The sequence below is a fragment of the Mycobacterium sp. MS1601 genome, from assembly GCF_001984215.1.
Taxonomy (GTDB): Bacteria; Actinomycetota; Actinomycetes; order Mycobacteriales; family Mycobacteriaceae; genus Mycobacterium.
Map to the genome: position 1 here is coordinate 337115 of NZ_CP019420.1, position 22586 is coordinate 359700.

Genomic DNA, 22586 nt, shown 5'->3' on the forward strand with positions numbered 1-22586 from the left:
AGGCAGTGTCCGAATACCGCTTCCGTCGCAGGCCGAAGAGCGGATACTCGACTCCGAACGCCGTCGGACGAAAGGGTGCGCCGTTGATCCCCGAGAAGCCCCAACCGATCCCCTCAGATGCCATCGAGGCTGCGACCGCGCTACGAAACCAGCTCAGCTCCGCCGGCACCCCATTCACCGTCGGGATCGGTTTCAAACAGACGGGCGGCGAATTCACCGACCGGATAGCACTTTTCGTCTATGTGCCACGCAAGATGCCACTGCCCGATGTCCCAGAGCACGAGGTTGTTCCTGCCGAGTTCGGCGGCTACGAGACCGACGTCGTGGAGATAAATCCAGCCCTGATCGACGATGAATCTCGATACGACCCACTGTGCGGTGGCATCCATATCTCCCGCCAATACCTGCTTCAGGACGGCATCTTCGTCCCGCGCGCCGGAACACTGGGAGCGGTGGTGCGCAACCGTGCAACAGGACAACACCAACTCCTGACCTGTGCCCACGTGGCGCGCTCTACCGGACTCAGCGTGTTCCAACCAGGTCAGGGACTACCGTTCTCGTCGATCATCGGGACAGTCGCCGACTTACGAGACACCCAAAACCCGCTGCTGCTCGACTGTGCAGTCATCACACCCAACGGGTCGCGCCCTCTGCAAGCCGCCATGGCAGGGATAGGCCCGGTGCAGGGAGCCGCCGTACAACTCCCCCTGCTCGGCGAGATGGTGAAGAAACGGGGCATGCGGACGGGACTGACCGAAGGCTTCGTGGTCCGGTACATCGCCTCGTCGGCCACCCCGGTGTTCGACCAGTTCCACATCAGCGGCGCGATCCCGCTGGTCTCGGTGTTCGCCGGCCACGGCGACTCGGGGTCGGTGGTGCTCAACACCGGCAACCAGGTCGTCGGACTCCTGTACGCCATTCCGAGCGAAGACCTGGGCGGCGGTATGTCCAGCAGCGGACTTGCCATGCCGATCCACAACGTCCTGGAGGCACTGGGCGTCGACATCGCAACGTGATGGCCCACCGCCACACCGATTGAACTGTACTGCTGCACTTCCGGCGACACACCAGGTGAATCGATGAGCTCACTGCTTGACGTGATCCGGCAGAACCCCGTCGCGGGCACAACCGTCCTGCCGCCGGCGGTGGCGGCGCTGCTCGAAAAGGTGCAACTTCCCGGGCCCGTACCCACGGGTCCACTCCCCTACACGGACTCCGCGTCCGCAACCGGCGGCGTCATACCCGGAGCCTTCGGCGCGGCACTCGACGGCCCCGTGACATGGACGCTCACCCAACAGCCCGGGGAGGGCTTCGTGTTGCAGGTCTCGGGAGCCACCGCCGCAACAGGTGCACCGATCGGTGCGGTGCGCGCCGCCAACCGCACGGACCTGGACACCACGCCCCAACGCGCCACCCTCACCCCCACCGGTTTTCCGCTGACTGTCGCCTTCGCCGGCGCACTGACCATCAGTGGCTCCTCAACACAACCAGCCACGGTCACCGCAGGCGCCGGCGCACGGGCCGTGCTGTCAACACGACACCTCCTCCTTCCTGGCGGATTCGGCGCCAGTCTGCCCAGCACCGAACTGCACCTGACGGCAGACGGACCGCATCTGGGCGATGTCGAATTCATCGTCCCTACCCGGCTGCCCATCGTCGGCGGCCTGGTGCTGCCCGCCGACGTCGCTACCGTCGCAGCCGGCATCGATGTCGTGGTACCCGTGCCGCGCACGCCCGCCGGAGCGGCGGGGCCGCACGTCTCGGGCACGATGACCTTCCGTCTCGACGCCGACGCCTCATTGGCCGACCTGGTACCGCTGGCAATGTCGGCGCTGTTCGAACTGCCTTCGGGTGCATCACCGTTCGGGACCGGAGGCCCGCCGGTGGCCGAGACGGTGCGCATCCGGGTGACCGCGTCCCGACCACCGGATGATCCCGCTGCCATACAGGTCGCGGTCACCGCCGAGTCCGATGGGGTGGCGGGTCTGGCGCGGGTCGACCAATCCAGCGACTCATCGGCGGTGGCCGCGGGTGTCACCACCGTCCTCGGGCCGGCGATGGCAGCCCGCGCGGGCACCGCCGGCGCAGCGGCACTCGGTGTTCTCTACAGTGCCGCCAGCGGTTTCGGGCCTGCTTTCGCTTCGATAGGAGGAATGGTCCTGCACAGCGTGACCCTGCAGGCCACCACCTCCACCAGCTCGGTGCCCGTGACACTCGACGTCGAAGGCTCGGTTCAGGCCAAGGAATGGCACGCCGGGCCCCTGCTGCGGATCGGCATGAACCGCCCGATGCGGGTGCGGTGGTGCAACATCCGGGCTGTCATCGACGTCACCGAAGACACCATCGAGGATGCGATCCGGCTCGACCTGCAGGGTGCGCGCGCCGACGTCGTCGACCCAGGTGGATGGGTGGTCGACGGACCTGGCAATCTGTTCGAGGTCATCGGCAGCCGCGGAGGAAGCGGTTCAACCTGGTTCGAGGTGGACCTGCGTTTCACCGTCGACCTGGGTCCGGTGCGTGTGTCCGGCGCGACCATCCGCGCCACCTTCGCCGACGACGCGTTGTCACCGGTGGTCGGCCTGCGCGGGCTGGATGCGTCGGTGGAGTTGCCCGGCGTGCTGCGCGGCGGCGGAAAGGTGAGCATCGCCCAACAACTCGACATCGCCCTGTGGGCCCAGATCGTACCGTTGCGAGTCAACGGATTCGTGTCTGTCACCCTCGACGGACCTCGAGTGGTGCTCTCGGCCGGCGTCGACCTGCCGGCACCGATTCTGCTGGGACCCACCGGCCTCGGCCTCTTCTCACTGGCCGCGACCATCGGAACCAACTCCGGGATGCCGGTGCCCGATCCCGCCGATCCGATGAAGTCGCTGCGTATGTGGCGGCCATGGAACGGACTGGAGGACAGCCCCGGAGATCTGACCTTGGGCGCGGCGGTGGTGATCGGAACGACCGCTGACGACGGATTCACCGCCAATGCGCTCGGGGTGGTCGGAGTAACGGTGCCGGACTTCGCATTACGTATCGGACTTGACGCGGCGTTCGTCCACGATCGGCGCGACGGCCACGAATTGAGCGACCGAAACGACATCGCCACCCACAGCGCCGATCCCGGCCTGTTCATCCTCGGTGGGCTCTCGGCGACTCCCAGCGCGCTGGACATCGGGCTCGAGGCACACCTGACCGTCCCCTACCTGTTCAAGATGGACATTCCCGCCGCGGGCCATTTCGACGCCGCGGGTTGGTGGATGCACCTCGGCTCCGACGATCGGGTGGGCGGAGTGCCGACGGGCAGGCCGCCGGGACCGATGAGGGCAACGGTGTTTCCCGGTCTCGGCCCCCTGCAGGTCGACGCCGGGTGGGCGTTCCTGATGATCCGGGGAAACGGGATCGAGAAGCTGGCCGGAACCAACCAGACACTCCAGGGGTTCTCGGTGGCCGCCGGTATCGGGTTCAGCCAGGTCTTCGGCCTCAAACCCGTGTTGTGGGCTGAAGTCTCGGCAAGCCTCATCGCAGCCATCGGCACCCGGCCAGTCACCGTCTGGGCGCAGGGCAGGCTCGACGGCCGGGTGGGGCTCGGACCGTTCCGGATCGGAGTCAGCGCACAAGCCGAGATCCTGTTGGCCGAAGGTCGAGTCGACCTGCACTTCGAGGTGTGTGCCGTCGTCGACCTCTTTTTCACCGAGCTCAAGGGTTGCATCGACATCGGCAGCGACACAGCTCCGTTGACTCAGGCGCCGGCACCCGACCCGTGGCCGCTGCCCACCATTACCCTGGCCGACGGCCTCGGCCGCCTGTTGACCGACCCCCTCGACCCGACGGCTGGGCATCTGGCCATGCACAGCGGTGACGGTCCCGCCGGTGGGTGGTCGGCCACCCCGAAGGTATGGCCCGATACCATTCCGTTGCTGACCTTTCCGATCGCGCCCGTGATCGACAGCGGGGCCGGGATCCGGCATGAGGTGCACGCGGGACTGTCCGGCTCGGGTCGCTTCCAACACGAATGGCATCTGTCCGCGGTGCGACTGGAGCGGATCACCGACGCGGGTCCCGTCCCCATTCCACTCGACACCGTGTCCGCCTGGCAGGTCCCCAGCGATGTGTCTGCCGATGCGCCCACCGCTGTCACATCGGACCAGCGTCAGTTGGCGCTGCTCACCGTGCAACAGGGGCTCTCCCTGGTCCACCAGGCCGCGCCCGCCGACGGCAGCATCCCACCCAGCGTCGCGCAGGCTGCCGACACCTGCCACTGGCGACCCCGCGCCGGAGCCGCATGGACCTTCGGTGGTGACGCACGTCGCCTGCCCGAGCCGCGGCAGTGGCGCGTGCTGCCACGGGACAGTCTGCTCGGGTTCCCCACGCGCTGGCCCACTTTCACCCGCGCCGTGGGTTTCGACGTCCACAGTCCGGACGTCGACCCGAAAGAACTTCTCGCCGGTGTCACCACCACCGGCTGGGTGGATGACGGTGGGGTGCTGGCGTTCGCCGCTCCTGTCGACGTCGACGGTGAATCCTTCGAGGGGGCGTTACGCCTGTGGGGACGCACCAGTGCCGGTACCGAGGAGCAGCCACCACCTGCCCGGCATCAGATTCTGCTGCGGGAACCGATCGCCGACGGGTACCTGCTGATCGACACCGGGCACGGGCCGCGTGACGATGCGTCGTGGCTGGCCGCCACCGTCATCACCTCCTCGGGCAGCAGGCCTGCTCAGATCGAACGCGCGGACGGACCGCCTGGACTATGGCGTGTCCTTCTCTCCGGAGGAAGCCCGTGCCAGGCAGTGGAATTGCAGTCGGACCAGCCACGCCCGTTGGCGGTTCTGGGTCTGTGGGCCACCGCCTCGGCCATGGTGCGTCACGCCGCGGCGTCGACATCGGACGCCGCGAAGCTCACCGAACTGCCTCCCACCTCACTCGTGGACGGCACCGGTCGGGTGGTGCTGGATGCCGACAGCCGCTACCGCATCAGTGTGACACTGGCCTACCGCGACCGGGTGGACGCACTGACATCAACCGTCGTTGCCGATTCACGCACCGTCCATTGGTTCTTCCGGACGGCGGGCAGAGATCCCAAAGCCAAGGCAGCCCAGACCGGTGGGGCCGCCGCCGCTGCAGCGACACCGTGGGCCGACACCGTCGTCGCGCCCTGGAAAAGCAGCACCACCGCGGTGACGACCAAAACGGCGTACTCCCAGATCAATCGGTTCGATCCGGCATTCCTGTCGCGGTACCTCACCGGATACACGCCCGATGATCACGACCAGTTCCATTTCACCGGGGACTCGGTCTCGGCCACATTTCTGGCGCCGCACATCGCTGCGCTTGCCGCCCGGATGGGTCGCGGAATCACCCTCACCGCACGACGGACCGACCGGTCCGACGGCCCACGCCTGTTCGTCACGACGGACCTCGTGCACGCGGTGCTGCCCGACGGCGTGCACGGCAAGGGACTGTCGGCCGCCGACCTCCTTGGTCGCGCCGCTCGCGAAATCGGTTGCCCCGCAATGCCGGACGGCGCAAAGCTCGGGGGCCTGCTGCCGCTGCAGCCGCAGACCCCATACGAACTCTCGGTGGGCCTACCCCTGACCGGGCAGACGTTCCGTACCGGTGACCCCGAACTGGACGGGATCACCTTCACCACCTCGGCCTACGACGGACCGCACAGTCTCATCGAGAGTTTCAACCTCGTGCCGGACAACGTCCCGTTGGCGTCAGCGCCGACCGCGCACGGCGATCTGGCCATCGGAGCCGGCGGCAGCGGAGACTCCGCTGCCCTGCTCACCCTGTCCGACGAAATCATCACCGGTGACGCCGAGCTCGAACACGTCCTGGCCTCAATCGGGCTTCCACCGTTGCGGCCCGTCGCCGGACCGCGGAGTACAGTCCTGTGGGCCAAGACAGATTCCTGGGGCGTCGCCGGCCTGCTGATGGAATCCCCTGAGCCGCTGGACCGGCAGGGCCGCATGGGAATCCACGCGGCGACGGTGAACGCGACGGCTTTGCCCGTTGTGCGTCAATCGCAGTCCGGCAGCAGGGTGCTGTGGCTGCGCCGCGGCGTGATACAGCTGTCGCAACCGACCTGGCTGACCGTCACCGCCGATGATCGCGGGGCAACGTTTAAGAGACGGCTCAGGGTGCAGCCGCGACCACGTTTTCTACAGGGAGTCATCAAGGCGGCGCAACTGTGAGCATGTTCTCCCGATCCGTGGTGGCGCTGGGCGAGGCCGCCTTCATCGGCACCGACGACAACAGCGTGCCCGATGGCCTCTACTGGCGCGTGACCCCGGGTGGATCCGCAGACCTGCCGTCCGGGCCGATTCTGCTGCGCCACCTCGATGTCGCCGCTGCGGCGGTGGACGCCGTGGATGCCGCCACCGGCGCCGCGCCCGACGGGCAGACGCGGGTCACCCCGGACGCACCGGTACTGCTGCTGCCGCAGTCGTTTCCCGGCGCGATCATCTGCTGGGCTCACTTACAGATCGAAGGCGACGTCCGAGTGGCGGCGATCTCGGGGCGGGTGGCCGTCGGCGGCGCGTGCGTCGAACTGTCGGCGCGCACCCACGAGCCGTACACCGTTGCCGGCCACGACATGGCGGGTGTGCTGGTCTCCGGGGACGGTCGCATCATCGAATCCGCGTTCTTCGCCCTGCCAACCGAATTCTCCGGCGACACTGGAGATATCCCGTTCGGTCCACACGTCCACGCACCTCCGGAGGACGTGATTCCCGGTCGTGGCTACGCGTTTCCCGGCGAACCGGCCTCGTGGAAGGATCGTGTCGCCCTCAGTGCGCCGCGAGCGAAGGTCCCCTATGCCCATCTCGATCCACACGGACCGTGGGATGCGGAGGCCGAGTTGAACCGGGTTGAGCACCTGTGCCGCACCGACCGCTCCGTCGCCGAATGGCTCCACATCGCCTACAACGCAGTGGTTTCCGGTGAACGCGGCATTCTCACCGGCACCACCAGGGCTGCCGGTGACCCCTACCGCGTGGTGGCGGTGCAAACCTGTGCGACGGCGTTGACGGTCGGCGCGCTGGATCCGGGTGTCGGACGCTGGTTGGGCCGCTCCGGGATGCTGCCACACGGCGTGGTCGACGCCCAGGGATTCAGCCTGCTGGTGGCGACGGTGCCGCTGCACGTGTACAGCGGCAGCCTGCCGATCGGCGTGACAGTGGTGCACGACTCCTCCGACGAATCCCTCTACGACAACCGGATCGGAGCCGACGGTGGCTATCTGAACCTTGTCGACGAGGTGCGGAACTGGCCGCCGCACCCTGAGTTCGGACCACCGGACCTTCTCCTGGCGCATATCCCGATGCCGTACACCGTCGGAGTGACGCCGGCCCGTCCGGTGCAACCGGTGCTCGAGGTTGCTCCGGTCCATGCCGCCGCACCCGGCGGTGCTGCTCCGTGGTGGGCTCCCGACCGTCCCCGACGCTGGGAACAATCCATCACAATCGGAAGCCGGCCGGTTTCGGCCTACGCACTGCACGGCCCGATCCCCCGCGGGCCTGTCGCCTTCGTGCGCTCCGCGCCTACGCAGCAGAGCCTGCATCCGGTGCTGGAAGGCACCGATCTGGCCGCGCCGATGGTGCCGGGTTGGTCTGCTGTCGGCGCCTCGGTGCTGACAGGTGCAGAGGAAGTGGCCGAGGAAACCGAGGCGACGCCGGTGACCTGGTCGGTGACGCTCAGCGACTGGATCGGCCGGTGGGGTGAACCGGGCGTCCTCAGTCCGGTCGAACCACCCGAGCCCCCACCGCCCGCACCGCCCACCATCGAGGCCGGATTGGATCGGAGTGTCCTGCCCGCCGGATCCGCTTCGACGTCACCCGGTGACGTTCACGTGTTGTTTCGTGTTCCTCCGGCCACACTGCCGGGCGCGCTACGGCCGCACAGCATCATCTGGTCCGTCAACGGAGGCGATCCCCGGTCACTGGATCTCGTCAGTGCGGCCACCGATCCCGGCGAGGCGGCGATTCTGGTCCGGACGCGGTTCCCCGCGCCGCCAACCACTCCCGGCGAACATGCGACCGTTCTCATCAAAGCGCATGTTGTCGACAGTCGCGGCACCTCGTCGGAATCGGTTTCGTCGATCGTCGACGTCAGCGACGGACGTCCCCTGCGGCCTCCTACCGTGTCACCGCACCTGCTGTTGACGTCACGCCGCTCGGGAGATCCGCATGTGTCGATCACGGTGACTGTCCGCGCACCCGGTGGTCTCAGCGACGGGGCCTATCGCTTCTACGTCGCTTCGGAGTCGGCGCTGCGCACCGCAGCGGGCATCCCGAACCCGGGAGGCGTCACCCGCGCTGCCCGCGCCCAACAGATCGGTGGCGTGACCGGCGCGGCGGCCCGGCGGGCATCGATGCCGGCGCTGCCCGCGCCCGTCCAGGTGGACTCCGGACTTGCCAGCGCCCGATTGGAGATACCCGCGGGCACCGTCGATGTGCTCGCGGTCCGTGCCGTCCCTGTCACTGCCGAGGTGAACGGGCAGGGGCGCATCGTGCGCGACGGGGTGGAAGCGCCGTTCGCGACGGTCCGGCCGGCGTTCGTCGTCGTCCCTCTCGACGACGTTCCGCCCACCCCGGAACTCGAACTCGTCCCGACAGCCGCAGCTTCGGGGTCCGAATCCACCCGGGTTCTTGCTCGGATCACTGTGCGCGGCGTTCCAGCAAACGTGCTGGACCATTATGCGCAGGAGCCACTTCAGGCACGTGTCGTAGAAGCGTCAACGGAGGGTGACCCGTGGTTCTGGCCCGAGATTGCCACAGTCGCGTTGCAACAGTCTGGCGATGATCCATCATTGTTCACTGCCGAGGTGGGCGTCGATGTCCCGGCGTGGTCGTGTGCCGGGTTGGCCGTCGCGGTGCGCTACCCGCCCGAGGACATGGTCATTCCCGGCGCCGACGTCGTGCTCGCCCCCGAGTTGACGGCGACCGGAGTGCAAGGCTCCCGCATCGAGTCACCGTGGGGGCCGGTCTCGGTACCGGCATGGGTGCAGGTCACCGGAAACGAACCCGGAGTCTTCTCTGCCCCCGACGGACTGGGTGGCGTACGAGTCACGACCTTCGGACTGCCCGAACTCGCCTCGGGCGCAGCGACCTTCCGGATGAAGATCCACAGCGGACTGGGTGGTGCGATGCAGGAGGTCGCCGACGTGGCGGTGACGCCGCAGACCCCCGAGGTGTTCGTGACATCCGGAATGATCGGTACCCCTGGGGCACGTGTGTTCGCCGTGCTGCAGACACCCTTCGGTGAGTACCTGACGCCGGTCGACGTGACGCCGTGAACTGATCACGCCGGCATCGCGCCAGCTGACACCTCCTGTCATGCGGATATCAAGAGCCGAAATAGGCACCGCCCCAAAGTGAATGCGATATCGCTGTGCCCGACAGCGTTACACCGACCTCGGCCGGACGGTCGCCGTCGGTGCGTCCCACATCGCACTGAGCGGCATCGTTCTCAGACCGGACAGTGAGCTCACTTCTGGCTGGCTCCGGAGTTCAACACTTCTCTACGACAACGGTTTTCACCATCTGCGCGACGGTGACCAGCACTGATGACCGCGCGAGGATCGGTGCACCGTATGTAGGATTTCCCCATGGGAACAGCTGCATGACGGTGCGTGATTGATGTGTCCATGCCCGAGGAACAGAGCACGGACTCCGGAGCATCGGGGTCTCGGTTGCGACGTCGGCTCCTGACCTTCGGCCTCCCGCTCGTGGCGTTGGCCGCGCTGTACGCTGCTGACCTGGCGGTTACCTCGTCCAAGCTACCCAGGGGCGTCACCGCGGCTGGTGTGTCGATCGGCGGATTGACGCCAGACGAAGCCCACCAACGCCTGCATGACGAGATCACTCCACGACAATCACGACCGGTTCCCGTGACGCTGGAAACGCTCGAGGCCACCATCGACCCGGAGACGGTCGACCTCACCGCTGATCTGCAGGCCACCGTCGAACAGGCCGGCGGGCAACCGCTGAACCCGGCCGCCCGGATCATGTCGTTCTTCGTCGATACCCCGGTGGAGCTGGTGACCTCGGTGAACGACGAGGCGCTGACCGCACGGCTCGAGGAGCTCGGTTCCTCCGTGGCCGAGGCCCCCGTCGAAGGCTCCATCGTCTTCGTCGACGGCAGCCCCGAGTCCTCCGATCCGAGATCCGGCCGCCGCCTCGACGTCGATGCCGCCGCAGACCTGTTCATCCACAACTGGGCCCGCGGACAAACACTGGAGCTGCCGATCCTGGAACTCGAGCCGCGCACCACTGCCGATGACGTCGCGGCCGCTGTCGGTGACATCGCCGAACCCGCGATGACCGGACCCGTTGTCATCACCGGCGACAACAGCACCGAAGGCGTCATCAGCACAGACGTCATCGCAGCGGCGCTGACCTTCCGCCCGGCGCAGGGGCGGTTGGTGCCCGAGATCGACGAGACCCTGATCATCGACGCGCTCCGCCCCCAGCTCGCGGCCTCCGAGATCCCCGGACGCGCCGCCGATATCGATTTCGCCGCCGTCCCGCCGGCGAAAGTGCCCGCGCAGGACGGCCGCCGGGTGGACTACGAAGCCACACTGGAGGACCTGCTCACGGTCGTCAGCAGCACCGAGGACCGCGAGATCACCGCGGTGTACGTCGACGACGACCCCACCTTCACCTTCGAGGAGCTGCAGGCGCTCGGTCCCATCGAGGTCATCGGCGAGTTCCAGACGGGTGGATTTTCCAGTGACTCGGGCCGCAACATCCGACGCGCCGCCGAACAGATCAACGGCATCGTGGTCCGCCCCGGCGAGACGTTCAGCCTCAACTCGGCGACCAATCCACGCAACACGGCCGCCGGTTACGTGGAGGCGGGCATCATCGAGAACGGCAGGCCGGCCCGCGGTGTCGGTGGCGGGGTGTCCCAAGTGGCCACCACGCTGTTCAATGCCGCCTACTTCGCCGGCATGGAGGACGTCGAACACCACGAACACAGCTACTACATCAGCCGCTATCCAGCGGGCCGGGAAGCCACGGTGTTCGGCGACGTGTTGGACGTGAAGTTCCGCAACGACGGTCCGACGTCGGTGCAGATCCAGACCGAGTGGACGCCGAGTTCGGTCACCGTCCGACTGGTCGGCATCAAGCGGTTCGAGGTGACGTCCTCGCAGAGCTCGCGCAGCCGCCCGACACCCCCTCCGACGATCACGATTCCTTCCGGTGAAGCATGCAGCGCCAGCGGCGGCGCGTCGGGGTTCACCATCACCGACACCCGCACGTTGCGCGACATCACCAGCGGAGAGACACGCAGCGAGTCCCACACCGTCGTCTACGACCCCATTCCCCAGGTGGTGTGTGGCGTTGCGGAGCCCGAAGTGCAAGCGGAAGTCGACGCAGCACAAGAATGACACCCACCCCGGCAAAAGATCTTCTGCTGCTGTTGGTGGTCAACAGCGTCACTGTTGCGACGACGGTGGCACCGCGGAACTGGTCGCAGGCTTGACGGCACCTGCTGCCAGAACGCAGATCAACGCCGCGCAGGCAGGTACCAGTAACGCGGAGTTCAGCGACGTCATCTCCGCGATCCACCCGATGAGCGCGGGCCCGGCAAGCAGAGCCACGTACCCCAGGCCCACCACTCGGGAGAGGGCACGGCCCGAGGAGTCGCTCGCGTTTCCCGCGGCAGTGAGCACCTGGGGAACACCACCTGAGAGTCCCAACCCGAACAGGACCCATCCAGCGAGGGTGAGTGGCAGCGCCGGCGACAGAAAGACCAGAACCAGTCCGGTCGCGGCCACCAGCGAGCCCCAACGCAGCACCCGCGCCGCACCCAGGTGTTGGGCCACCCGATCCGCGGTGAAGCGACCGACCGTCATCGCAGCGACGAAGGCGCCGAGCGCAAGTGATCCCACCGCCGCACTTGTTCCGAGGTGTTCTTGGGCGTGCAGGCTGCTCCAGTCCATCGCCGATCCCTCGCAGAGGAGAAGCAGAAACGCCAGTAAGCCCAACACGAGCAGCCGAGCGAAGGGCAAGCGCCCATCCGAGGCCATCTGCGCGGTAGTCGGTGCGTTCGCCGCCAGCGTGGACCGGTCACGTGATCGTCCCACCCCGAGGAGGGTCGGCGTGGCGATCGCCAGACCCGCCACGCACAGCACCACCACGGCTCCGGTGGCAGGCAGCACCGAGACTCCTGCCGCGTAGCACACCGCAGCGACGAGCGAACCCGCCACGCTGCCTACGGAGAACATCGCGTGGAACGCCGCCATGATCGGACGTTCGTAGTCGCGTTCGACATCGACGGCGGCGGCGTTCATCCCGACCTCGACGGCGCCGACGGTAGTCCCCAGGATGAACGCACCCACTGCGGCATGCCAGAAAGTGTTGGCCGCCAACGGGATCGCGACCACCACCGCCATTGCACCCGCTCCGGCAAGGGCCACCACGCCGCTACCGGCACGGTCCACCAAGAACCCGCTGACCTGCATGCTCGTCAGAGAACCCGCCCCGAGTATCAACAGCACCGCGCCCAGCTGCCCCGTCGACATATCCGTCTGCTGCTGCAGAGCGGGTAGGTGAACCGCCCAGGTGGCGATCACCATTCCGAACGACGCGAAGACGACGAACACCGCCGCACGCGATCGTCGCAGGGTCGCGCGGTGCGTGGTCTCGGTCATCGTGACGCAGCTTAGTCAGCCTGTTGTCGCCGCCAACCAACCACGTTGCGCAGTGAACGCCCCTCGGCGAAACGGCTCACCTGCTCCCCGACGAAACGCATCATCCTCGGCGCCAACGCCTCCGATCGCGCACCGACATGTGGGGTCAGGATCAGGTTGGGGGCATCCCACAGCGGGGAGTCCTCGGGCAGCGGTTCCGGATCCGTGACGTCCAAGGCCGCGCTGACGTGTCCGCGATGCAATGCCGCGAGCAGTGCCCGGGTATCGACCACCGCTCCCCTGGCTACGTTGACCAGTAGTGCCCCGGCCCGCATCCGCGCCAGGAAGTCGGCGTTGACCAGCCCACGGGTCTCCGGCGTCAGTGGCAGTGACAGGACGACGACGTCGGCATCGGGCAACAACGCCGAAAGATCCGACATCCCGCTCACTCCAGGACGCGGCGTGCGGGCCACCGGCACCACGTGTGCCTCGAAGCACTCCAATCGCGCCGCGATGGCCGCGCCGATCGATCCGTAACCGACCACGAGCACCGTCTTGTCTGCAAGGCCCGGCGTCGTCCGTGGTTGCCAACGGCGCTGAGCCTGGTCGCGGGTGAATCCGGCCACGCCGCGTAAGGCGCTGAGCGTCAACGTGACCGCCAGCTCGGCAGTGGCGGTGTCGTGCACGCCGCGGGCACTGCACAACGTCGCTGCCGGCGGGATGAACGGCAACACCCGGTCCACCCCGGCCGCCAGGCTCTGCACCACCCGGAGTACGGGCATCTCGGCCAGACCGGCCAGGGTGTTGTCGTCGGGGCCGTACGGCAGCACCACCATTTCGACGTCACCGCATCGCTCCCACGGCGGCTGGGCATAGTCGACCACCTCGCCGCGCAGCCCCTCCGGCATCGGCCACGACGGGGTGAACGGCAACCAGACTCCGCTCATGTCAGCGGGATCAACGCACCTTGAACTTGGCGTCACGCCAGGCGAAGGCGGCCCGCATGCCCTCGGCCTCGGCGATCTTGTCGAACTCCTCGCGCTCCGGCGAGGTGCTGGACTGCAGCATCACGAACGTCTCACGTCCGGCGTCGATGGCCGCACGCAGGCCCTGCACCTCATAAGCGCGGTTGAAGGTGCGCTTGTTCATCGCCATCGAGATGGTGGGCGACTTCGCCAGGTCGGCAGCCATCTCGAACACCCGCTGTTCCAGCTCCTCCGGTTCAGCCACCGCGTTGACCATGCCGAGTTCCAGCGCCTCTTGCGCTCCGACGCGGCGCCCCGTCAGGATCAGCTCCCTGGCCTTCTTCATCCCGACGATCCAGGGCAGGATGTTGAACGGCGGCGAAGCCTGGAACTGGACGTCGGGGATCCCGAACTGCACGTCGGTGGAACAGATGGTGAAGTCGCAGACCAGAGCCAGTTCGTTGGCCCCGCCCAAGCAGTAGCCGTGCACCTGCGCGATCCACGGCAGTCGGCTGTTCCAGATTCGCCACCAGGGAGCGGCGTTGCGCTCGGTGTAAGACAGCAGATCCGGCGGGGTCTCGCGCGGGATCAACTCGTCGGTCATGTCGTGCCCAGCCGAGAAGGCGCGTCCCGCTCCCTTGATGATCGCGACTCTGATCTCGGAGTCGCTCTCCAATTCGTCAATCGCAGAGCCCAATTCGGCGAAGGTGCGTTCATCGATGGCGTTCAGTTTCTCCGGGCGGTTCAGGGTGACGATGCCCAGGTAATCCTTCTTGGTCAGGTCGATGGTCTGATAGTCGGTCACTGGACTCCTTGCGAACTCTCGGCGATCGCCCGCCCGATGCGGGTGATCATGTCTTCCAGAACTGGTGAAGGGGTGGCGAAGTTGAACCGTGCGTACCGGCGGTCGGCACCGAACTTCTCGCCGTTGTTGAGCGAGACCCTGGCGCGCTGGAGGAAGAACTCAGTGGCGCTCTGCCCGTCACCGAGCCCCACGGCAGAGCAGTCAAACCACGCCATGTAGGTGCCCTGGGGAACATCCCAGACCACTTCCGGTGCATGCTCTGCCATGAGCTCGACCAGTTGGCGGCGGTTACGTGCCAGGTAGCCGACTACATCGGCGAGCCACGATCCGCCGTCCCGATAGGCCGCGGTGTTGGCCACCAGACCCGGGACGCCGGCGCTGAGGGTCTGCGGAAGCCGGACCGGCGCGAGCACATCCAGATCGGCAGGATTGGTGAGTATCAGCTGAGCGCATTTGAGCCCCTGCAGATTCCAGCCCTTGGATGCCGACGTGGCGGTGATCGCGTGCGCGGCCGCGGTGGCCGAGATGGCCGCGTAGGGCACATGGCGGTGATCGCCGAACACGAACGGTGAGTGCACCTCGTCGGCGAACACCCGGACCCCGTAGCGATCGGCCAGGTCGGCAAGTGCTTGCAGTTCCTCGACCGAGTGCACCACGCCCAGGGGATTGTGCGGGTTGCAGAGTGTGAACAGCCCGGCGCCGGCGCGGAAGGCCCGCTCGATCCCGTCGAGGTCGAGCACCCAGCCACTGCCGGAGCGCAGCATCGGCACGCGCACCACTTCTCGGCCGAAGGCAGCGGGCACCTGCAAAAAGGACAGGTAACCCGGAGTGGGCACCACGACCGGCGCACCGGGGCGTCCCAACACCCCCAGGGTGATCTCGAATGCCTTGACGACATCGCCGACAGGGACGATCAGCGCGGGATCGAAGACCACCCCGAAGTTCTGCCTGTGCCAGTCGGCGCAGGCCTGCGAAACCTCTTGCAGCAAAGCAGGTGTGGCGTATCCGAGCGACATACCGTCGGTGTGGAGACGCCGGAGTGCCTCGGTGACCGCGGGGGCGGTGCCAAAGTCCATCTCGGCAATCCAGGCACCAAGCACGTCGTCCGGGTGAGCCAGCCACTTCATCGCACCGCGGCGCCGCAACTGCGCAGGCGTCAAAGCGTCATAGGCGACCCATGAGGCGGGCGAGGCTGTCTGCAGGTCCGTGCTCAACCGGCGTCGACCCACCGCCGGCCGGGGATGGCACGCAGCAACTCCTGTGTGTACGTCTCCTGCGGATCCTCGAAGATCTGGGCGGCTGGGCCCGATTCGACGATCTTGCCTTTGCGCATCACGCCGACATGATCGGAGACCTGCCGCACCACCGCGAGATCGTGGGAGATGAACAGGTACGCCAGGCCGCGTTCCTCCTGCAGGCGAACCAGCAGGTCGAGGATCTGCGCCTGCACGGTCACGTCCAGCGCCGAGACCGCCTCGTCACACACGACGAACTCAGGGTCCAATGCCAGCGCCCGCGCGATGGCGACGCGCTGACGCTGACCACCGGAGAGTTCGGCGGGCAGACGGCGCAGCATCTTGGTAGGCAACGCCACCTGTTCGATGAGCTCGAGTGCCTTGGCTCGGCGCTGGTCCTTGCTGCCGATCCCGAACGACACCAGTGGCTCGGTGATGATCTGCTCGACGGTGAAGCGGGGATCCAGTGAGGCGTAAGGGTTCTGGTAGACCAGCTGCATGCGGCGGCGCATCTCGCGCATCTTCTTGGCCGGCAGCTTGGTGACCTCGATGCCGTCGAAGTTGACATCACCACTGGTCGGAGTCTCCAGTCGCAGCACCATCCGGGCCGTGGTGCTCTTGCCGGAACCGGACTCCCCCACCAGGCTGTAGGTCTGGCCGCGCTGGACGTCGAACGACACCGAGTCCACCGCACGCAGCGTACGAGGTCCGGTGGCGGTGCGCGGCAGGCCGAACTCCTTGGTGAGCCCCGCCACCACCAGCAATGGCCAGTTGGCCGCCGGGGTCGACACCTCGTCGGCCGGACGTTCGGACTCGGTGACGGTGGTACGAGTCCGGCCCAGGCGCACACTGGACATACTGGGCGCGTTGGACAGCAGTGTCTGGGTGTACGGGTGCTGCGGATCACCGAGCACCTTGTCGGTGGGGCCTGCCTCCACCACCTGGCCGCGAGACATCACCACGACCTTGCCCGCTCGGTCGGCGGCGACTCCCAGATCGTGGGTGATCAGCAGCATGGCCGTGCCGGTCTCACGGATCAACGCTTCGATGTGATCCAGGATCTGACGCTGCACGGTGACGTCCAGCGCGCTGGTCGGCTCGTCGGCGATGATCAGCTTCGGCTTGGCGGCCATGGCCGCGGCGATCAGCACCCTCTGGCGCATACCACCGGAGAGCTGGTGGGGGAACTGCCGGGCACGTGAGGCCGGGTCACTGAGCCCGGCCTGTTCCAGCAGTTCGACGGCACGGGCCGCGGCGTCTTTCCGGCCTGCCAGACCGTGGATCCGCAGGACCTCGCCGATCTGGTCGCCGATGCGTTTCACCGGGTTCAGCGAGACGATGGGATCCTGTGGTACCAGCCCGATCTGGCGGCCACGGACGTGCTGCCACTCCTTCTCGGACAACCTGGTCATGTCGGCGCCGTCGAATGTGATGGATCCGGAGGTGATCTTGCCATTGCGGGCGAGCATGCCGATGACCGCCTGGGCGCTGGTCGACTTTCCGGAGCCGGATTCTCCGACGATAGCCACGACTTCACCGGCGTCGACGTCGAAGGCAACGTTCTCGGCGGCGGTGAAGGTGCCTTCAGACGTCTCGTAGGAGACCGTCAGGTCCCGGACCCGCAGCAGTGGTGTGCTGTCCTGGTCGGTGTGCTCGAGTTCTGCAGATCCTGCCACGGCAGTCATCAGTGCTCCTCCTCGCGCTCGATTGCGCGAGCAATACGGTTGGCCGCCAACACGATTGCGGTAACAACCACACCCGGCAGCACGGTGAGCCACCATGCCGTGGCCATGTAGTCGCGGCCCGCGGAGATCAGCGAACCCCATTCCGGGTCAGGCGGCTGGGCGCCGTAGCCCAGGAAGCTCAGCGACGAGACGGCCAGGACCGCACCGCCGAGTTCCAAGGCGGCCATCGCCAGCACCGGCCCGGTGGAGTTGGGCAGGACGTGGCGGACCAGGATGTGGCTGCGGCGCGCCCCGACGGCGCTCGCGGCTTCGACGTAGGTGGCGGTGCGCACTCTCATCACCTCGGCACGCATCAGACGCGCGAAGCTGGCGACGCTGGCCAGACCAACGGCGAGAGCGACATTGGTGGTTCCGGGGCCCAGCACGGTGATCAGTGCCAGCGATAGCAGCAGACTCGGGATGGACATCAGCAGATCCACCACCCGCATGATGGTGGTGTCGACCGCGCCGCCGAGGAAGCCGGCCACCAGGCCGAAGAACGAACCGACGCACAGGGCGATCGCCACCGCCATCACGATTGACTGCAGGGACAGCCGCGATCCGTACACCAGTCGGGCGTAGTTGTCTCGGCCCAGTTGATCAGTGCCGAACAGATGGGTGAAGCTGGGCGCCTGCAGCGCCTCCGATGTCTGGCCGGCCATCGGATCGTAACTGGTGAAGACCCCGGGGATGACGGCCCACAGGACCGCCAGAACCAGGATCGCCACCGACAGTGCCAACCCCCAACTCATGCGCTTGCGCAGCCGTTGGGCCAGCCGCCGGCGTGGCGTGGGGCCGGCGTCCGGAGTGCCGTCGCCTGCGGGCTCAAGGCTCTTCTGCTGAGCAATGATGAGTTCGGTCACTACAGATGTCTCTTTCTGGGCTGCAGACTACGTGGGCTGTTGGACCAGGCTGGCGGACGCCGTTGTCCGCCGTCTCGACCCGGTGCCGAGCTGTCGGTCAGGACAGCCAGGTGTCGTAGAGCCGCAGGCGCGACCCCGCCTCGAATGCGAACCCCTGCACGGATTCACTCATCGCCCACAGGTTCACAAAATCGTGGATCGGGATGATGACACCCTCGCCGATGATGTAGTCCATCGCCTGCTTGAGGATCGCCGCACGATCGTCCTCGGTCGGGGCGACGGCCTGCGCCTGGAGCATGGCGTCAAGCTCACTGGGGGCGTTGCGGTAAGGGTTCTCGCCCGTCGAATCCAGGATGATACGCAGGATGTCCGGATCGGTGCGGGTCCAGTTGGCGTACATGGTGTCCCAGTCACCCGCGGCTTCCACCGCGTCAGACTCGGTACCGCTCATCGCGCGAATCTCGACACCGATGCCGATGTCGGCCAACTGCTGCTGCATCAGCTCGATGGTGGGGGTTTCGTTGGCATAGAACTGGATGACGTCGAAACTGACCGGCACGCCGTTCTTCTCGTACAGGCCGGTACCGCCCGCCCTGGTGTAGCCGGCGCCCTCGAGCAGCGCCTTGGCGCCGTCGGGATCGTAGGCGAGCATCTCGGACTGGTCGATGAAGCCGGTGGTGGTGTCGGCCAGCGCACCCTTGGCCGGCGGAGTCACGTCGGTGAACAGCGTATCCATCAGCTGCTGACGGTCGATTCCGATCTGCACAGCCTTGCGGACGGCCGGGTCCTGCCAGACCGCCTTCTCCCGGTTGAGGAACAGCACCATCGGGATACCGGGGTTGGCGCGTCCTTCGATCACGAAGCCGCTGGCTTCCAGGTTCGGCACATCCTGGGGCGCGGTGCCGTCGATGATGTCGAGCTCGCCCGACATGAGGCTGCCACTGCGGACGCTGGATTCGGGGACGATGTTGAACTCGATGGAATCGAGGTAGGCATCACCGGTGTGGTTGACAACCTCCGAAGCCCAGTCATAGCCGGTGCGCTTGGTCAGCACGGTCGAGGCATCCTGGGTGCGGCTCTCCACCACGAACGGCCCCGATCCGATCAGGCCGGTGCCGTCGCACAGCGATTCAGGTGCTGCCGAAAGGGATTCGGGGGCGAGCATGCCCAGCGTGACGGTTGAGGTGGCGTTGAGGAACTGGGCGTTGGGTTCAGCAAAACTCACCACCACCGTCTTGGGGTCCGGAGCCTCCACCGAGCTCATGCCGTTGAGCATGGCGGTTCCCAGCGACGACAGCGCACCCAGACCCGCGATCGACTCGAAGTTGGCCTTCACCACGCTCGCGTCGAACGTCTCGCCGTTGCTGAACGTCACACCGTCGCGCAGGGTGAAGGTGAACTCGGTGTTGGTGTCGTTCGCTTTCCATGACTCGGCCAGCCACGGCTTGAATTCCATGGTTTCCGGATCCTGGTCGATCAGCGAGTCGACGAACTGCCGACCCATCGTGATCAGGGTGCTGTTGCCGGTCTGATGGGGGTCCAGACACGACGAATCGGACGACAGACCAATGCGAAGTGTTCCGCCGGACTGCGGCGTGCCGTCACCGGAACCGCTGCCGCCGCTGTCGGTTGGGCTGGACCCACAGGCCGCCACGAACGTTGTCGCAGCGGCGGTCACGAACACGCCGGCAAGCCGGGCGCGTCGTTTCCGATGGGACGTTGTCATCTTGTCTCCTCGAGAAATCAGATTCGATGCACCGGTGCTCATTGGGCGGCGTGGCCGGTTGTAACGCAACGTCGAGGATGCGTCCGGTTTGATTCAGTCAGATAGAACTACATTCAGCAACACTTAAACATGATTGGGACGTGCACGTAACCTGGCCGTCACGGCTGGGTCTGGGTGACCACGACGTCGACCACTCTCAAACCCTGTTCCAACACGATCACCGGGTTGAACTCGACCTCGGCAACACGTTCGTCGAGCGTCTCGGCCAGATGATCGAGGCCGGCGAGGAACTCCTCGACCGCACCTCGGTCGGCAGGCGCAGCACCGCGCACACCGGCAAGGAACTCCGCGGCACGGGAGTCCCGGAGCAACCTGGACACGTCGTAGTCAGACAGCGGAGCAAGGGCGCTGGCGGTGGATCCGATGAGCTCCACCAGGATGCCACCGAGGCCGACAGTGACCAGCACGCCGAATGCGGTGCGCCGCAACGATACCAGGAGTTCGACCCCAGCCGGGACCATCTCCTCGACGAGGTAACCGTCGATGCGCGCCTCCGGTTCGGCCGCGGCCACCGCGGCGACCATCCGCTCGAAGGCCGCCGTCATGTCCTCTGCCGACGAGATGCCCAGCGCGACGCCGCCCGCCTCCGTCTTGTGCAGGATGTCCGGCGAGGAAACCTTCAGCGCCACCGGAAATCCGATGCGCGTGGCCGCTTCGGCGGCCGACTTCGCATCCGAGACAAGGGCGCTGCCGGGAACCGGAAGCTGGTAGGCCTGCACCAGGGCTCGTCCGGCTACCTCGGGAAGGGTCACCTGCGCAGCAGGTTTCGCCGTGTCCAGCGCCGTGCGCCGGGCGTTGGCGCGATCTCGCAAACCTTGGTAGGACAGTGCGGCGCCGGCGGCGACCATGCCCTCGCGGATACCTTGCAGGCCGGGCACCTCACCGAGCGCACCGCGCACCAGAGGGTCGATCTCGGCGCCGACGCTGGAGAGGAAGAAGATCGGCTTGTCGGCCTGCGCCGCCACGTCAGCGACATCGCCTGCGATGCGCGCGTAATTGTGTGCGTGCGGCCGGTCCAGACCGGTGGGCGCGTCCAAACCGACTCCCACCAAACCGATCCCGGTGTCGTCGACCAAAGCGCGCAGGGCAGCCCGGTACATGTCGCCGTCGTGCACGGCGCTGCCGGTGGCGTCGAGAGGGTTGCGGGGGTTGGCGAAGTCCGGCAGCACCGTGCGCAGACGGTCGATCGTGGTGTCGGTGAGCTCCGGAAACGTGATACCGGCGTCCGTGGCGAGATCGGAGACCAGCGAGTTCTCACCGCCGGAGAGGCTCAGGATGGCCAACCCTCCGCCGGCGGGCAACACCCCGTGTGAGAACAATTCCACCGTCTCGGTCAGCTCATCGAGGTCGCCCACCACGACCACGCCCAACGACTCTGCGAATGCCAGGAATTCACCGTAGCTGCCGACGAGTGCACCCGTGTGCGCAGCGGCGGCCTTGGCGCCGACATCGGTGCGTCCCAGCTTCAGGCACACCACGGGCTTGCCCGCAGCAGCTGCGGCCCGCGCGCCGGCACGGAAGGACTCGACATCCCGAACAGTCTCGACCACCAGCGCGATCACCTCGACCGAGGGGTCGGAGGCAAAATGGTGCAGGTAGGCGCCGGCATCGAGAATGGCTTCGTTGCCCGCCGAGACCACGTGCGAGAAGGCGAACCGGCCGCAGGACACCATGGCGATGCAGATCGAACCGGAGTGCGACAGCAGCGCGACCTTTCCTGCAGGCATGTCGTCCGGCAGCGTCGAGTAGTACAGCGCCGAGCCGTGGCCCGGGGAGAAGACGCCCAGGCAGTTCGGTCCGGCCAGCGCCAGGCCATGAGTACGGCACACCTCGGTCAGACGTGCCTGCAACTCGTCGCCGCCGGCCACCTCGGAAAAGCCGGATGCGTACGTCACTGCCGCCTTGACACCCAGCTTGCCGGCCTCCTCGGCCACGGTGACGACGTTCTCTCCCCCCACACAGATGATCACGGCATCAGGAATCGCCGGAAGATCGGACAACGCTGGGTAACAACGGATTCCGGAAACCTCATCCCGCTTGGGATGCACGCCCCAGATCTCGCCGGTGTAGCCGAACCGTCTGAGGTTGGCCAGCGACCCGGCCCCCACGGACCCCTTGCGGTCGGACAACCCGACGATGGCCACCGAGGCGGGTGAGAAGAGCGCGGAGATGTTGTCGGCGCTCACTGCTGATCCTTCTTCGCAAGGCGGGCCACGAAAGGGTCGAGTTCGATGACAAACCGCTCGTGTGTGCCACGTCCGATCACTTCGACGTCGTCGCGCGCTTCGACGTCGAAGCTGACCCGGCGACGGTCCACCCCGGTGACAGTGGCGGTGGCGGTGACGGTCATGCCCAGCGGCGTCGCGGCGAGGTGTACTACGTCCACGGTGCTGCCGACCGTCTCCTGCGCTGAGGTGATGAAGGGTGCCAGCGCCACCATGGCTGCCTCCTCCATCAGCAGGACCATGTTGGGGGTCGAGAAGACCTCAACCGGTCCGCGCACGATGGTGCGGGTGCTGTCGACGGTCCACGACTTGGATCCGGTCGCGCCTATGGGTATGGGGCCTGACATGAGTT

Annotated in this window: 13 protein-coding genes; 4 read left to right on the forward strand and 9 right to left on the reverse strand. The window is 66.8% G+C overall.

Going from position 1 to position 22586, the window contains the following annotated elements; all coding sequences use genetic code 11:
• The first annotated feature begins 5 nt into the window (after nt 1-5).
• From BVC93_RS01660 to BVC93_RS01685, 4 genes are all read left to right on the forward strand, one after another.
• Nucleotides 6-1016 carry a hypothetical protein gene (locus BVC93_RS01660; RefSeq protein WP_157516729.1) on the forward strand — a complete coding sequence of 337 codons (1011 nt, stop codon included), beginning with the start codon at nt 6-8 and terminating at the stop codon, nt 1014-1016.
• Between the two features lie 63 nt (nt 1017-1079).
• Nucleotides 1080-6188 carry a hypothetical protein gene (locus tag BVC93_RS01670; protein ID WP_157516730.1) on the forward strand — a complete coding sequence of 1703 codons (5109 nt, stop codon included), beginning with the start codon at nt 1080-1082 and terminating at the stop codon, nt 6186-6188.
• A gap of 2 nt (nt 6189-6190) precedes the next feature.
• A complete protein-coding gene (locus tag BVC93_RS01675) occupies nt 6191-9289 on the forward strand; it encodes a hypothetical protein (protein WP_083735654.1) in 3099 nt (1032 codons plus the stop codon).
• Nucleotides 9290-9640: 351 nt separating this feature from the next.
• Nucleotides 9641-11386, forward strand: a complete 1746-nt coding sequence (locus BVC93_RS01685; RefSeq protein WP_083740719.1) for a VanW family protein — start codon at nt 9641-9643, stop codon at nt 11384-11386.
• A gap of 48 nt (nt 11387-11434) precedes the next feature.
• Here BVC93_RS01685 and BVC93_RS01690 read toward each other — a convergent pair whose 3' ends face one another.
• The 9 genes from BVC93_RS01690 to BVC93_RS01730 form a co-directional block, all read right to left on the reverse strand.
• Complete coding sequence (locus tag BVC93_RS01690) at nt 11435-12652, reverse strand: MFS transporter (protein ID WP_157516731.1); 1218 nt, start codon at nt 12650-12652, stop codon at nt 11435-11437.
• Nucleotides 12653-12663: 11 nt separating this feature from the next.
• Nucleotides 12664-13578, reverse strand: a complete 915-nt coding sequence (locus BVC93_RS01695) for a 2-hydroxyacid dehydrogenase (RefSeq protein ID WP_083735656.1) — start codon at nt 13576-13578, stop codon at nt 12664-12666.
• Between the two features lie 10 nt (nt 13579-13588).
• Nucleotides 13589-14401: an enoyl-CoA hydratase/isomerase family protein gene (locus BVC93_RS01700; protein ID WP_083735657.1), complete on the reverse strand. Its 813-nt coding sequence runs from the start codon at nt 14399-14401 to the stop codon at nt 13589-13591.
• Nucleotides 14398-15615, reverse strand: a complete 1218-nt coding sequence (locus BVC93_RS01705) for a MalY/PatB family protein (RefSeq protein WP_157516732.1) — start codon at nt 15613-15615, stop codon at nt 14398-14400. Before BVC93_RS01705 ends, BVC93_RS01700 begins: the two co-directional genes overlap by 4 nt.
• On the reverse strand, nt 15612-17321 hold the full coding sequence (locus tag BVC93_RS01710) for an ABC transporter ATP-binding protein (RefSeq protein ID WP_083735659.1): 1710 nt from the start codon (nt 17319-17321) through the stop codon (nt 15612-15614). Before BVC93_RS01710 ends, BVC93_RS01705 begins: the two co-directional genes overlap by 4 nt.
• Complete coding sequence (locus BVC93_RS01715) at nt 17321-18223, reverse strand: ABC transporter permease (RefSeq protein WP_083735660.1); 903 nt, start codon at nt 18221-18223, stop codon at nt 17321-17323. Before BVC93_RS01715 ends, BVC93_RS01710 begins: the two co-directional genes overlap by 1 nt.
• A gap of 97 nt (nt 18224-18320) precedes the next feature.
• Nucleotides 18321-19949, reverse strand: coding sequence for an ABC transporter substrate-binding protein (locus BVC93_RS01720; protein ID WP_192860155.1), 1629 nt, complete (start codon nt 19947-19949; stop codon nt 18321-18323).
• A 158-nt stretch (nt 19950-20107) separates the two neighbouring features.
• On the reverse strand, nt 20108-22195 hold the full coding sequence (locus BVC93_RS01725) for an acetate--CoA ligase family protein (protein ID WP_083735662.1): 2088 nt from the start codon (nt 22193-22195) through the stop codon (nt 20108-20110).
• On the reverse strand, nt 22192-22581 hold the full coding sequence (locus BVC93_RS01730) for a thioesterase family protein (protein WP_083735663.1): 390 nt from the start codon (nt 22579-22581) through the stop codon (nt 22192-22194). The genes BVC93_RS01725 and BVC93_RS01730 overlap by 4 nt, the downstream gene beginning before the upstream one ends.
• Between the last annotated feature and the right edge of the window lie 5 nt (nt 22582-22586).

Coding starts and splice junctions, on each gene's coding strand:
- BVC93_RS01670 (WP_157516730.1), top strand. CDS start 1,080: ATGAGCTCACTGCTTGACGTGATCCGGCAGAACCCCGTCGCGGGCACA.
- BVC93_RS01675 (WP_083735654.1), top strand. CDS start 6,191: ATGTTCTCCCGATCCGTGGTGGCGCTGGGCGAGGCCGCCTTCATCGGC.
- BVC93_RS01685 (WP_083740719.1), top strand. CDS start 9,641: ATGCCCGAGGAACAGAGCACGGACTCCGGAGCATCGGGGTCTCGGTTG.
- BVC93_RS01690 (WP_157516731.1), bottom strand. CDS start 12,652: ATGACCGAGACCACGCACCGCGCGACCCTGCGACGATCGCGTGCGGCG.
- BVC93_RS01695 (WP_083735656.1), bottom strand. CDS start 13,578: ATGAGCGGAGTCTGGTTGCCGTTCACCCCGTCGTGGCCGATGCCGGAG.
- BVC93_RS01710 (WP_083735659.1), bottom strand. CDS start 17,321: ATGACTGCCGTGGCAGGATCTGCAGAACTCGAGCACACCGACCAGGAC.
- BVC93_RS01720 (WP_192860155.1), bottom strand. CDS start 19,949: ATGACAACGTCCCATCGGAAACGACGCGCCCGGCTTGCCGGCGTGTTC.
- BVC93_RS01730 (WP_083735663.1), bottom strand. CDS start 22,581: ATGTCAGGCCCCATACCCATAGGCGCGACCGGATCCAAGTCGTGGACC.